At 33.9% G+C, this 14401-nt stretch carries 9 protein-coding genes; 3 read left to right on the top strand and 6 right to left on the bottom strand.

Translation table 11 applies throughout. The features are described 5' to 3' along the window. Positions 1 to 303: 303 nt before the first annotated feature. The 3 genes from IC220_RS03875 to IC220_RS03885 all read right to left on the bottom strand — a co-directional run bounded on the left by IC220_RS03875 (position 304) and on the right by IC220_RS03885 (position 5761). Positions 304 to 1641, bottom strand: coding sequence for a DNA recombination protein RmuC (locus IC220_RS03875; RefSeq protein WP_188153264.1), 1338 nt, complete (start codon positions 1639 to 1641; stop codon positions 304 to 306). Between the two features lie 92 nt (positions 1642 to 1733). Then, entirely contained in the window at positions 1734 to 4442 is a 2709-nt protein-coding gene (locus tag IC220_RS03880) for a hypothetical protein (protein ID WP_188153257.1), read from the bottom strand. A gap of 98 nt (positions 4443 to 4540) precedes the next feature. Continuing rightward, positions 4541 to 5761, bottom strand: a complete 1221-nt coding sequence (locus IC220_RS03885; RefSeq protein WP_188153258.1) for a phage major capsid protein — start codon at positions 5759 to 5761, stop codon at positions 4541 to 4543. Between the two features lie 621 nt (positions 5762 to 6382). On the opposite strand from IC220_RS03885, the gene IC220_RS03890 reads away from it, so the two are divergent. The 3 genes from IC220_RS03890 (at position 6383) to IC220_RS03900 (ending at position 10974) form a co-directional block, all read left to right on the top strand. After that, on the top strand, positions 6383 to 7513 hold the full coding sequence (locus IC220_RS03890; protein WP_188153259.1) for a hypothetical protein: 1131 nt from the start codon (positions 6383 to 6385) through the stop codon (positions 7511 to 7513). 109 nt (positions 7514 to 7622) lie between these two features. Then, positions 7623 to 8060: a ribonuclease HI gene (rnhA, locus tag IC220_RS03895; protein ID WP_188153260.1), complete on the top strand. Its 438-nt coding sequence runs from the start codon at positions 7623 to 7625 to the stop codon at positions 8058 to 8060. Then, positions 8053 to 10974, top strand: a complete 2922-nt coding sequence (locus IC220_RS03900; protein WP_188153261.1) for a YhdP family protein — start codon at positions 8053 to 8055, stop codon at positions 10972 to 10974. Before rnhA ends, IC220_RS03900 begins: the two co-directional genes overlap by 8 nt. Here IC220_RS03900 and IC220_RS03905 read toward each other — a convergent pair. The 3 genes from IC220_RS03905 to IC220_RS03915 all read right to left on the bottom strand — a co-directional run bounded on the left by IC220_RS03905 (position 10958) and on the right by IC220_RS03915 (position 14048). Then, positions 10958 to 13492 carry a PD-(D/E)XK nuclease family protein gene (locus IC220_RS03905; protein ID WP_188153265.1) on the bottom strand — a complete coding sequence of 845 codons (2535 nt, stop codon included), beginning with the start codon at positions 13490 to 13492 and terminating at the stop codon, positions 10958 to 10960. The genes IC220_RS03900 and IC220_RS03905 overlap by 17 nt on opposite strands. A 91-nt stretch (positions 13493 to 13583) precedes the next feature. After that, complete coding sequence (locus tag IC220_RS03910) at positions 13584 to 13784, bottom strand: hypothetical protein (protein ID WP_188153262.1); 201 nt, start codon at positions 13782 to 13784, stop codon at positions 13584 to 13586. Positions 13785 to 13820: 36 nt separating this feature from the next. Continuing rightward, positions 13821 to 14048, bottom strand: a complete 228-nt coding sequence (locus tag IC220_RS03915) for a hypothetical protein (RefSeq protein ID WP_188153263.1) — start codon at positions 14046 to 14048, stop codon at positions 13821 to 13823. Positions 14049 to 14401: the final 353 nt, after the last annotated feature.

The raw sequence follows: 14401 nt of genomic DNA on the forward strand, positions 1-14401 counted from the left end.
ATTATATATCTTATTGCATTAATAATCGCTCTAATATCGTGTTTTCTTGGCCTTCCTATTGCCCCTTGTGCAACGTATGGCTCTAGTATTTCCCATTCTTTGTCACTTATGTCACTTGGATACATTTTTTTACCTCTTAATTCTACATTTGCTTTAGTATATTTATCTTTTCATTTCTTTTCAAGACATCTTCTGAGACTACGAAAACTCATTTAGATGATGTAACAGTCTCACATAGCAAAGGAAGCTGTAGGGTGCAATAGTTGCGCAAGGCAAGAGCTATGGATTACCATAGCTCGCTTGCTACTCCAACTCTAATTCTTCAACGTGTAAATTGCGTGGTACAGATTCTAATTCTCTGACGATGCCCAAATCTTTATTTTTTGCGTGTATACCAAGTTTATTAAATTCGCGAGCGGCAGGAAACACCCTTGCTTCAAGCGAACCTGCAGTTTTATTATAATTTTCCACAGCGCTCTTTAAACTTCTACGCAAGTTGTCAAAATTTTCACCCATAGTGCAAATGCGCTCATATAATATATGCCCTAATTCACTAATTTTTTTCGCACTTTCAGCTATCATTTCTTGTTTCCAACCATAGGCTATTGCTCTCAGTAGGGCAATTAAAGTGATCGGCGTTGCAATGATGACTTTTTTTTCCACGCCAATTTCTATCAAAGCCGGTTCATATTCCAATGCTGCACTAAAAGCACCTTCTCCGGTCAGAAATAGGACGACAAGTTCTGGTGTATTATCAAATTGATTCCAATATTCCTTTTTTCCGAGTTCACTTATATGTTTTTTTATTGCTAATGAGTGGTCCTTTAATTTTTCCTTTTGTATTTGCAGGTCACTTTGCGATACGGCGTCAAGATAAGAATCGAGCGGTACTTTAGCATCTATAATTATCTGTTTTCCTGAAGGCATCTTGATTATTAAATCAGGACGCAATAAATTATCGTTGTTTTTATCAATTACTGATGGCTGAATTAAGAAATCACAATACTCAACCATGCCCGCCATTTCAACAGCTCTTTTTAATTGCATTTCACCCCATTTTCCTCTGATGTGCGGCTTTCTTAAAGCGTTGGCGAGACTGGAAGTTTGATTCATCAGAGCGCCAATTTGTTCTTTCAATCCCTCATAAGCGCCCACTCTTTCTCTCTCGAGTTCGCGTATTTCATTATCGAATTTCTCTAATTTTTCTTTTATCGGGGTGACAACTTCATTAATGGTTGCTTGTCTTTTTTTGAAGTCGTTCTCTGTTTCTTTCAGTTTGCTATCGATTGCCTCTTTGGCTAAATTGAGAAAATTACTGTTATTTACCTGCAGGGCATCAAGAGAAAGTGCTTTAAAAGTATTGGTTAATCTTTCCTCTGCTTTGGTTAATAATTCAACTTCTTTTTTCTTCTCATCACGTTCTTTTTGTAGAGTTATTTCAAGCTCTGCTTGTTTTATTTTTAAGTCAACTACCTCTTCGCTTTTTGTGGATAAGTTTTTTCGTGTTTCTTGTAATTCATCTTCCAATTTTCGCAGATTGCCCTCGAGCATTGACTTTTCTCCGACGAATTTTTTATTTTTTATCAATATAACTGTGGATAACATTAAACAGCTAACTGAAATTATGAGATAAAACATCATTGAAAAAATCATACTTATTAATTCTATATGATTAATTGTTTTTGTGTATATATAAAAAAAGGCACCTTATTTAAGGTGCCTTTTTTATGGATTTATACTAAAGACTTACACTTACCATCAACCACCGTTGGAGTAAACAATGAGTCTGGTTTTTCGCCACCTGTTTTAGACAATGAATTTTGTACTGTTTTATGAAGTAATTTATCTCCTTCAAGACTTTCCTTATGCAGATAATGTAAGGCTTTAGATAATTCTGGAGAAACGTGCAACTCTGCCTCTCCATTTTTCATAGCTTCTACTTGTTGTTTTAGAGGTTTTTGCATTTCTGCTGGCCCGTAAGGAGCTTCTGGAATAGTAGCTATTACCTTGCAATGGTTAACTGAACTATAAGCACCAAAGAAATCTTTGCCTGCGCTAGGTTTCATCGTCGTAGACAAGCTATCGTTTGTAATAGTTGTATCAGAGTCAGAGTCTCTTGTCGATCGAGCATCAGTGAAACTAAGTGTTTCTGAATCATCGCTCGCACCAGATGTTGCCGAAAAGAAGCTTGCACTACTTGCTGTCATTGAATCAGATTTTTTTAATTCTTTTTTTGCAATAACTGAACTATAAACATGAAAGAAACCTTTGTTTGCACTAGGTTTTATCATCGTAGATAAGCTAGCGTTTGTAATAGTTGTATCAGAGTCATATTCAGAGTCAGAGTCTCCTATCGATTGATCAGATGCTACTCCATTAACCATACCTTCTTTTTTAATTTCAGCATCAGTTGAACCAGGTGTTGATTGAGCATCAGAGTATACGCTTGCACTACTTGCTGTCATTGTATCTGCTACCACAGGCTTCACATCTTGCTGCATTTTAGAAGCAGTATGATGTGTTACAGTGCAATTTAACTTTTCATCTAACAATCCAAGTTTTGTTTTGATAATTTCCATGTGATCAGCAGGGCAAAAAATCTCACCTTTTTCCATGCCATTCTCCATTTCCACTATTGAATTTATGCTTACAACATTTCCATCAAGAACACCAGTAATGCGATATTCTTTTCCTCCACATTGTATAAAGAAAAGATGCTCTTTCGTATTCTTAGAATTTATATAACCTTCATACCTTTCAGGAGATATATCTTCTATCACAAATATCAATTTGTCATCATCAACTCTCACATAACCTGTTACCAGAGGAGGGCATTGCACCACGTGAAGGGATTTGCCGCTGTATTTTGTACTAATACTTTCTACAAATGCTACTACTCCTGGTTTCAGGAGTTTTTTCACATCTTCTACAATATTCTCAGACTCATATAGCACGCCACCTTTAATTTCTACTATTGAAGTTATATGCACATCATAGCGGCCGCTGTCTTCATGATAGCTATAATTTCCACTTACAGTAACGCGATGTTCAGCTTTATCATTCTTGATATACAGATATGTAGAACCCTTGAGCTCTTGATATCTTTCACTTGTCATATTTAATACCAAGTTATCACCCTCACCTATAAAGTAACCAACATCAAGCATAACAGTGTGAGTTTGTGGATCTTGAGCATTAAGTTGCTTTGGCGTTGTAGTTTGATTTACAACAGGTTCATTATTTGGCTGTGCAGGTTGTTGCTTTGGTTGAGCGACAAATGGTTCACTAGATACCATTACTGCATCCATCTTTATATGATTACTCCATCCTAGAATCTTTTTCACGTGGTCAATATCGCCTGCAACAAGTATTGTATTACTATTTTTGTACCTACCAACACTATTTTTCTTTGATATTGCACTTACCTTTATCACACTACACTTTCCTATTGCACTGAGCTCCTCATCAAAAGAACCAACAATGCGACATTCAAAGTGATCACACTTGACATATACAACAACCTTACTTGCATCATCAGGATGTGTACACTTTTTGTATATTTTATAAACTTCATCTGTCATACTTAGTACCAAGTGACGAACCTCTTTTTTATCACCATCTTTCGTAGTCTCAATCGTACTTTCAATTGAAAGGCAGCCACTATGATGCTGAGCTTGTGGTTCTTGAGCATTAGGTTGCTTTGGCGTTGTAGTTTGATCTACAACTGGTGCACTATTTGGCTGTGCAGGTTTGACTTTAGGTTGTTGCTCTGATGTTGCAGCTCGAGCTACTGATTGGTCACTTGATACCTTCACTACAACCCCTGTATCATTGGCTGCTGCAGCTACCATATTCAAGATGGTGCCTCTGTTCACATATTGACCATGAGCATTTTTCTCTAATATTGACAGAGCCCTTATTACAGGAACGAACTCTACACCATCAACTTGATTACCAATAGGAATATCACTTATTTTAACTTTGTTTACGCCATGATATATGTCATGTATATCTTCTATAACAATTCTATGCTTTTTTTCATCAAGAGTACCAGTAACGTAAAATTCATTCCCTTCATGCTCGATAAGCAAAAGAATTGTGCCTTCAGAATTTTTACAATCTTTGCACTTTTCAAGCATTTCTTCTGTTAAATTTAAGTACAAACGGTTGCCCTCAACTTTAAGAAAGTTATCAACTCCATGAACGGGAGTTTGTGATGGTTTTGTTTGTTGTTCTGCGGATTTTTCTTCCTCCTCTGAGTGTAGTGGAGCATAAGCATCTGTTTTACTACTAAATAACCACTTCCAACCTGATGAAAATTTTCCTAACAACCATGAAATTCCTGTATGATCAGCAAACCACTTACCACCTGATGAAAGTTTCCCGAACAACCATGAAATTCCTGTACGATCAGCACCACGCTTTAAAGCTTCCTTTAACATATTATCTCCTGTTAATAAAAAATTAAATATGACTTCAGTATATCATGCCAACTTTTACTTGTCAAATTTCTTTTTTTAGGGGAGATTTTTAAAGATTATTATGCTGGAGCGTGTATTTTTAGCAGCTTAATTGCATTGGTATTGATAACTTCCCCACCAACGCGTTTTGTGATAAAAAACCGCACATATGGCTTATTTGTATAGGGATCACGCAATATTGTCATTCCTTTACTATCTACTATTTTATAAGCTTGTTTGAAATCAGCAACTGCAATTATCGGTAAATAATCTTCATCTTTTATTTGTTTTTCATTTGGTGGTGTTGGCATATGAGAAGATTGATATACCGGCACTCCCATTAAGGTATCTGGAACATTGAGTGATAAACTGGGTTGCCAGAGGTATTGACCAGTCGAACTTGATTTTAACAATCGAATACTCTTTAATGTGCTTCTATTCATGAGAAACGATGCATTTTTTGCATAATACTCATTTAGAGAATAATATAATGTCGTTATGGCATCACTATCTAATTGGTTATTTGTAACTTTCTCTATCTCATCATCATAAGCCAAAATTCCTTTAGGCTGAAAGCTACCATTGCCCTTAATAAAGGCTGCATTTTCTTTTGTGCCAAAAGTTTCAGCAACATTGTCTATCAACCAACTTTCAACATCAACAAATGCATCATCGAGCAATCTCTGTGATATTTGCGGTTGGGCGTATAATTCATAAGTCATTATAGAGATTTTTTTGACTTGAGGTGTTCTCGTATCTTGCGTTAGATTATATTTAGTTACGATTCTGCCACCTGAATTTATTGTTTCTCCTGACCAACCAGCTTCAGCGCGATCACCACCTTCTATGATGCACTCTAATGTTTCAGTGGAAATCTTCTGACTAGAACATATTTGCCGCATTGGCGATGAATCAGTGACGCTTTTGTATATGCGTTTCATGATCTGTGGCGTAATGAAATACCCTCCGTTACTGTCTGTATCTCTACTGAGGGTTTTCTTTGATAAATCGCTTGGCATTCCTTTGCGAATATAGTCAGCAATCTCTTTGCTGCCTGCATTGTTGCTGATATTCAAATCTGCATTTACCTCTGGACGTTGATCTGCAGTTTCAATTAAGTCTAAGCGCTCTTTGCAGCTATCAATTGTAGTATTGATTTTACTCAACTGCTCAACTGTTGAAGAATCAGCATACCCTTTGCTTTCAATCTCTTGTAGTCTGCGATCATTCATTGATTTGAATTGCTCCCATGAGCAAGCTAATTCATTAATACGATGCGCAATTCTAGTAAGTGATGTCATAATAACCCTCCAATTGAAAATAAGCCTGAAAATAAGCTAAAAATGAAATGAAAAATCTGTCGGAAATGAAATTAAAAAATGAAAATAAAAGCTGCATTCCCCTTAAGAGCTGGTGAAAATTAAGGCCGTCCGTGACAGCTTTAGTGGGCAAACTGCCACAGACCTTAATTAAAGAGAATGGAACTTATATTATAAATGATTAATCAACCTATGTCAAGAGTTTTTTGATATCGAAATCGACGAAAACGTTTTGGCTTGAGATTGAGATTTAATTTGATTGTGGGAATTATAGCATGAAATTTTATTATAAAAATGATGAATTTTTATACTATATTGGTTTATATTATGACACTCTATTTCAGCATAATAATTTATTTTTTCTACTGAATAAAAATTCTCAATAGGGGCCCTGAGCAAGGATTTGCCTGGTTATAATGGTGTCGGTTAGTAGAGTTATGAAACTTTTATCGATTACAAGTTCAATTTATCTACTTGACAGTCTTGAATAATATATTATCCTGCGATTAATATAAATAAATTATTAGAAAAATAGCTTGATTGTTTTTTAAGCTAATAATATAATAAATATATCAATTATAAAACTTAAAAAGGGGGTGTATTATGCTTAGTAGCAAAAATACTAAAAATACAGAGGAGCTTGTTAATCCTCCGGTTGTGGAAAAGGATGCAGGCACAAAGACTGAAGAAGTTAAAGGTGATGTGGGTAGTCAGACAATTACAAAAGTTGAGGCTTTATTTAAAGTACTTGAAGATGAGAAGTTTGCTCTTGGTAATGAAGAAGAAAAAAAGCGATTTAGAGCAGCATTTGAGAAGGCAACTGACTTTTCATCACTGATTCATGGACTGAGCATTACACAAGTTCAGCTTTGTTTTTTTCTCTTTGAATATAAAATGGTTATTCAATATATAGATGAAAATGTAATAACAAGCAGTCTCGAAGCTGTAAAGAAAGCAGGCGGATTGATAGAAAAGTATTTTAAGGGTTACAAGGATTATCTTGCTTTTTATGAGAAGAATGATGATGGCTTGGATACTTTGCATATTTTACTCAGGAAACATGAAAGGGAGCACACACTAGTTAGTGATATTTTACAACAGGAAAAACAGATAGGTGCATTAAGGATATTCCATGGTTCTAATGAGGAAGTAGTTGCCAGTAGAGGTAAAAAGGATGATATTAATATAAGAAATTATGAGTTTAAAAAAGGCGCAAATTATGACATGATAATCACTTGGGATGTGAAAATTAAGGATGAGAAAGATGCTGATCAGAATATAAAGTTCGAGATGACTGTAGGTGTGAGTCATGAAGGTATAATAGCATTGCGTGGTTATAAAGTAAATGGTAAGGAGGTTGACAATCTAGGTTTAAAATGTGTGTTGGAATGGACAAAGCAAAATAAAGAGTTATATATTAATGGTTTGTGTCTATGTGAATCATTCAAGCTGTGCTTTTCTAAAAATGCAGCAGAAATGGAAAGGAGTAGTGAAACTTTAGTGTGCAACCCTGCACCCAATGAAGTAGCTGTTAACAGTGTACAAAACAATGCTGTTAACAGTACGCAGAGTGATGCTGCTACTCAGACAGTTACTCCTAAGCAACCTGATAGCACTCCTACAGCTGATAGCACGCAAAATAATACTGCTGCTGATAATCCAAAAACTGCACTGGATGATATACCTGGTGTGCAACAGCATGATACTGCAAAAGGTAAATCTATTGCCGGATGAAATATTTTGGATAGATAGGTAATTTTTATAAGGTCTAGCAATTATTGTTAGACCTTAAAGTTGAAATCTGATAAAGGTAGCTGTATACTTTATTGATTAAGCAATAAAGATGAATAAGAAAGAGGTAACAATATATACAGATGGAGCATGTTCTGGTAACCCTGGTGCTGGAGGATGGGCAGCGGTAATATTGTTTCAAGATCAAAGAAAAGATATCTGTGGCAGAGCAGAAAACACCACAAATAATAAAATGGAATTGATGGCGGTGATTAATGGGTTAAAGGCATTAAAGACCTCTTGTAACATTAATCTATATACAGATAGCCTCTATATTAAGAATGGTATAACAGCGTGGATAAAAAAATGGAAAATAAATGGTTGGAGAACAAGCGATAAAAAGCCAGTGAAGAATATGGAGCTATGGCAAGAATTGGACGAAATTTCTTCACAGCATCAGATTAATTGGCACTGGGTGAAAGCCCACAATGGTGATAAATATAATGAGGCAGCTGATACTTTAGCGAGAAAAGCAATAGATAATGCTTAAAAAAATTGCTGTTCTGTTATTGATCATTTTATTATTTCTATCGTGTTTTGTTGCATATTTAAAAAGTAAGGATTCTGTAAAAATAAATGTTAATTACATCAATTTTTATATAAAGAACAAAGTATCAAAAATATCGACTGATGCAAAAGTAAGCATACAAAATACTTCATTTACTTGGCAGAAAGGTGAAGAGCCATATTTAATAATTACGGAATTATCAATAAAAAATCGTGATTTCACTATAAAAGTCCCTGAGCTCTTTATACGCTTTAAGTTAAGTTCTTTATTTAAAGCTCGTGCAAATTTTTCTCATATTTTAGCTGATAATGTGCATGTATACGTTGATAACAAAGAAACTAAAGCTGCTGATTTTAACTTAAGTGATTCACTAAAGGTTGTAAGAGAATTGTTTTTTGGCCTGGATGAAAACTCAAAAATTGAATTTACTAATATGGTAGTGAATAAGGATACAAAGAATGAGTTTTATATCGATAAATTATATATAAGTAAGAAAAGAAATTTAAATATTCATATTTATACAAAAAACGATAAGGGAATGGTAGATGATTTATCTATTACAATAAAAAACCACAATAACTTGTTAAGTGTATATGGTGCGTTTTATAATCTAAAATTAGGATTACTTGATGAATTTTGCATGTTAACTAAAAACCATGAGTTAAGTAAGGATGTAAAACTTAAAGGTAGCTTTTCGTTCAAAATGAATGAAAAAGAAGTTTTAGATGGAGAAACATATATACTCAGTGTAACACCCGCTTCGACAACAAAATTGCCATCAGAAATTGAGTTACAAAAGAGGTCTAATGTTAATGTTAAACTAGCCTATCACAATCGGGTTCTTGATATAAAAAACTTCCACTTCAAATTCAATGATATATACCTGTCTTTGATTGGCAAAATATACCTTAGCAAAAATCATGCTTCACTTAGAGCTAATATTAGTAAATTTGCAACGCAAGACCTATGCACATATGTACCAGATGGCATGGTGAATGATGAGTTTAAAAATTGGTATTGCAGTAATATTGCCGGCGATATTTTGAACACAATTATAGATTTCAGTGGTAAAATCAATAGTGGTAATTTGTCGGACATTACAGTTATTGCCGATATAGAAAATGGCAGTGTGAAGTTCGATGATGATTTTGCGCCAGTGGAAAAGTTAAATGGCAGTTTAAAGTTAAAGAGTAATAATCTCAAAATTACTATAAATGATGCTAAATTTCAGGGTTTTGCTGTCAACAGTGGTGACATTGAAATGAACTCTATTGATAAGGAAGATTCAGTGTTCACTATTCATGGTCAAGCGGTAAGTGATGCCTATGCATTATATGAACCTATTAAATCTAAATTAGATAAAATTGTCGCAATTGAAAGGGATAAGGTTAGTGGCGCTGCAAAATCTGAATTCAGCTTTCAAGTTTTTAACTTAAATGCTGATAATAAAGCAGTAGATTTTTTAGGCAATATCCATTCTAAAATTGATGACTTAATTATTTATAAATCAGACATTGGCAAATATAATGTTGATCTTAAGTTTGGTAGCAATTTTTTAGAGTTAAATAGTGGTGGGTTAGTGAATAACAAGCAGCTGCAGTTTAACTGCAAGGAGCGTAATAAAAATCATACTTGCAGATTTACTGGGGATTTTCCAGCTCAGATAATAAATGCGGATGGTTATGTTAATATAGATGTAGAATCAGTAGTGAATTCAGATGACACAGGATCTATTAGTGGTGATATAGATTTATCAAATTTAATCTCGCGTGCAAGTTATCTAGGGTGGAAAAATCGCTTTGAAGATCGTAATAAAATTGCATTTTCTATAGGATTGAAAGGTAATGATAAACTATCAGTAGATAAGATAGATGTGACAGGAAATAATTTAAATATCAGGCTTAATGGCAAGGTAGAAGATGGAATTTTATCTTTAAACTCTAGTAATTTTAATTTACCTGATAATGATTTTAATATGGAGATTAAAGCAAATAAGCAAAAAAGTTCTGTAATGATTTATGGTGAGAAGATTAACTTCAGTGATATTTTAGAGTTGCTTACTAAAAGTGACAGTGATTCACAGAGAGACATAGAAGTTAGAATGGATGTTGATAATATGATTATGAAAGATGATATTATCATCAACAATGCTCAATTAAATTTAACCTGCACCCAAGGTGATTGCAGTGGCAGTCAATTTACAGGGAAGTTTTTGCAAGACGGCAGCGATATATTAGCGAAATACAGCGGTATAGGGCTTGAAGTTTATGCAAATAATGCAGGAATGCTCCTGCGTTCTTTGGGTATTAATAAAACAGTTAAAGGTGGAAGAATATCTTTTTATTTCTCTACTAAAAGAGGGGATAACACACACTATGGTATGGTTTCTATTAGTAATTTTTACATTAAAGACGCACCGCTACTTACTACTTTACTTTCACTATCGTCACTACCTGGCATTGTAAACGCCATTAACAGGGGAGGTATATATTTTTACAAGTTTAATGCGCCTTTTTCATACAGCAATGGCATTATTGGAATCGAAGAATCTTGGTTAGAAGGAGCAGAATTGGGTATTACAGCGAGTGGTAAACTGAACGTTCAAGATCATAAATTTCAGATCACAGGACAGGTAATACCAGCATATTCAGTCAATAAATTTGTGTCTAAGATACCTATAATCGGAAAAGTTCTTACCGGTGGAAAGAGTAGGGGAGTTGTGGCAATAGATTATAAAGCCCATGGAGATGATAAAAACAGCAATGTATTTGTGAACTTTATATCTTCATTAACTCCAAATTTATTAAAAAGAGTGTTGGGAATTTTTGACCGTATTATGATCAAAACTAACAAAACTATAGTTAAAGCTATAGTTGGCCTTACAACCACTCCTTGATCCTTTCTAAATGCGCATAACTATTGAATCTTAAGAATTTGTCCAAATATGGTGATGCAATAAATGGGGTGTTTTCATTTAAATAATTAGATAAGAAAATAGGTAAAACATCCTGAAATTCTTGCATTTTTTCTCTATAACCTTGTAAGGAAGTGATACTTACTTGATCATAATTGAATTTCCAGTAAGCAAGTTCTGAAACTTTTTTCTTGGTGGTATATTCCACTCCCAAGGCTTGCAAAATTAATTGCGGAAAAAATCCCGACATAACTTCATTGTTAGAAGGTGGTGAGCCCAATTTATAATCTATAATTGCTGCTTGGTTCTCTGGTAGATGTTCAACTCTATCGCATTTTGCTGTGAGTGAAATTTCTTCTAAAATGAAAAGAGAAAAGCTTTTTTCTACTTCAATACACTGACTTCTAGTTTTATCAAGTGCAACAAAAGACTGAATGATTTTTTGTAGCCTTATCCACCACATATTTGAGAAGTTAAAATGGCTAGAAAAAAACTCTTTTTTTGCAATATTCATACAATCATTGTCTTTATTGTGTGAGTATTGCTCGAAGATGTTATGCGCTAAGATGCCAAACTCTAATATTGATGGTTTAAAGTTTAGGTCTCGCAATTTTCTGAGATTGAGTATATGTTCAACGTAAAATGAATAAGGGTTGCGGATTAATTTTTCCACTGCACTGCACGATATTGTTTGCATTTTTTTCTTTCTCACTTCAGCTGTTGGTGTTGGCATAGGCTGCATGCAGGGTATCACATATTCAGGCGTATTGAGCATTTTTAGCCAGTCTCGATAAGGTTGTTTTGTTTGAAACAGCATCTCAATGCGTTGTAACAGAATTGACTTTCTATGATTTAGTGACCTTGTAACATAGATCTTACGTGCACAGAATAAATTGTATAAGGTATAGAGAAAATATCCTTGCTCTTCTTGTACATCTCCCATAAGTGAGTTTAAAAATGAATTTTTAGGTGCTTCATTGAAATCTGTAAGTATTACAACTTTATTTTTATGTAAGCTTAGGTTATTTGCTTTTGGAGAAAGGTGCTTTTTAAGAAATAGAGTGAGCATTTTTCTATATAATTCTAAGGAGCATTTTATTTTTATATCCTTGCAGGCAGTAAGGAAGTGAGTTGCAAACTCATTATTAAAATGCGAATCAGAAAGCACATCAACGCATTGTAAATGTGCTGTAGCTACTGCGAAAATAGAACAATTTACTACATCAAGTAAAGGATTATATATTTCCTGTAACTTATTGATAATCATCAATATATCTTCCTTATATTTTACTTTTTTATGTTTGTTGACGATATTTATAATCCCTGCAAGGTCGCTTATGCTGAAATTACGCAATATTTCTATTTCAAATTCCGATAATATTTTACTATATTCTTCTCTAGTGTAACCAAAGGTTACTAGCGTGTGTTTAAGCAGTGAAAGCAGTTCGACACTGTTCCAGTTTGAAGTTAATGCCTCAATACTATAGAGCAAAAGCGTGATATATGGATAATCTTCTACATGATCTTGCTCAAGCAAGCATGCTACGCGTGTTGCAAGCAGTTGATTACTGATAAAAAATGACACATTTTCACAGCCTTCATTTTTGATGATTAATGCAATCACCTGTGCCTCTTCTTCCTCAGAGTCGCAAGTTATAATTTCAACTTTATCATATGTGTTTTGACTACTAACTTTGCTTAGATCAGCTGTGGTATCAAAAGCATAATCAATCATTTCATCGGACTCTGTACCCAAAAATTCGATATTATTTCTACTTGTGTTTAGATAATCCAATAAGCTCTTGAGGCAATATTGATAATGTTTTTTGTCGAGCGATTGCCAATCTTTTTCTTTAATTTTTAAATTAAGATTAGGTAAAATTACCTTGCCATGTGGTAAATGATATATTGCTTTGATTAAGGACTTGCAGATTTCATCCTTACCAATACCAACAAAAATAATCTGCTGATTCTCCTGTAATGAGAGCGCCATATTGTTGATGTAATTATTCTTGTGTTCCAATATGTCCATTACCCCTAAATCTTTTAAAGTTTTACTCCAGCTTTCTAGTAGTAAACTTACGAAATTCTCGGCTTTTTTTGGATATTCGCAAGATCCCATTGTTTGAATGGTATTAAGTAGTGATGAAAGATCATAAGCTAAGTCGACGGGGAGGTTATCGTTATTTTCCTCGTTCCACTTTAATATAAACTCAATCAGCAGAAGTATTCGCTTTGTGGGGTTGATTACCGCAATTTTATCGAGGTTTAATATTAAATCTTCTTCATCGATATTTTCCAATGAGATAATCTCTGGTAGAATTATACACCTTTTAGAATTACAGTTTTTGAATGCGTTCAGCAGTGCTATTACATCCGCTTTGCAAGGAATGATTATCTTCAATTCAGATATTTCTTCTGTGCTATACTCAGAAAATACATGTTGTGCCAGCACATCAAAAAAGGAGTCGTCTGTGCTAATAGAAAAAATTTTGCCCACCAAAATATTTGGTTAATACTATGCTCTATATTATAGAGAATTTTCTTAAGGTAAGATATAAGTAAAAGACTGCAGTCTTTGTAAGCTTAATTTATATTACTATATGAGCTTCGGGTGTGGTATAATCTGCAGTATATTCTAATATACCTGCAGGAACTTCGGGTATTGTATTTTTAACAGAATTATCTGCTGAAGAGAAGTATAGCTCCTCAGCTCCGCGTTTAAACCTTATCCACTTGCTAAGATTTAAAAATTCCCGGCCACGCTCTTCAAAGAAAGATGCAATACCCATAATAAAACCTCCGATATTTATACTGATAAGGTATATTTACACAAAGTGATGATCTTCTTGTATATAAATTATAGGATCAGCTGCAGGGTATGCACTATCTGTTAGTGTGGGTAGCTCCTCTAATCCGCGATTTAAATCATTTACTTTAGAAGCGTCATCTAACTTTTTAGCTTCTGTAACCCCATATTGAAAACCATATAACAAACCCTTGCTAAAAGCTTCACAATCTCTTCCAAGATCTTTACAGAAAGATTCAATACTCATAATAAAACCTATGATGATAAATAATTGTGCGATTTTATACTAAAAAAATAAATTTTATATTAATATACAAAACAATTAATTAAAAGAGTACAAAGACTGCAGTTTTTATATTCTTAGTTTAATATACAATGATTTAACAGTGAACAATCAATTGCAAAAATCGTCGATTAGGCAAAATAATTCTGTTATATTCTTTTTCATGGGTAATCTCTCTATTTTTATAGTATATTTTAGGAATTTACCCTATTTTCTTAACTTTTTTAGTGATTTCTAATCCATAGATACTGTCTCTCATGTCAACAAGTTATTTAACCAAATTACAATCAAACGGTTGATTATTTTTCAGAATACCA

It is taken from the genome of Wolbachia endosymbiont of Pentalonia nigronervosa, assembly GCF_014534705.1.
In the GTDB taxonomy this organism is placed as follows: domain Bacteria; phylum Pseudomonadota; class Alphaproteobacteria; order Rickettsiales; family Anaplasmataceae; genus Wolbachia.

What these genes read in the sequence shown, in the direction of transcription:
- IC220_RS03900 (WP_188153261.1), top strand. Translation starts at nt 8,053, where the DNA reads ATGCTTAAAAAAATTGCTGTTCTGTTATTGATCATTTTATTATTTCTA.
- IC220_RS03880 (WP_188153257.1), bottom strand. Translation starts at nt 4,442, where the DNA reads ATGTTAAAGGAAGCTTTAAAGCGTGGTGCTGATCGTACAGGAATTTCA.
- IC220_RS03910 (WP_188153262.1), bottom strand. Translation starts at nt 13,784, where the DNA reads ATGGGTATTGCATCTTTCTTTGAAGAGCGTGGCCGGGAATTTTTAAAT.
- rnhA (WP_188153260.1), top strand. Translation starts at nt 7,623, where the DNA reads ATGAATAAGAAAGAGGTAACAATATATACAGATGGAGCATGTTCTGGT.
- IC220_RS03885 (WP_188153258.1), bottom strand. Translation starts at nt 5,761, where the DNA reads ATGACATCACTTACTAGAATTGCGCATCGTATTAATGAATTAGCTTGC.
- IC220_RS03875 (WP_188153264.1), bottom strand. Translation starts at nt 1,641, where the DNA reads ATGATGTTTTATCTCATAATTTCAGTTAGCTGTTTAATGTTATCCACA.
- IC220_RS03915 (WP_188153263.1), bottom strand. Translation starts at nt 14,048, where the DNA reads ATGAGTATTGAATCTTTCTGTAAAGATCTTGGAAGAGATTGTGAAGCT.
- IC220_RS03890 (WP_188153259.1), top strand. Translation starts at nt 6,383, where the DNA reads ATGCTTAGTAGCAAAAATACTAAAAATACAGAGGAGCTTGTTAATCCT.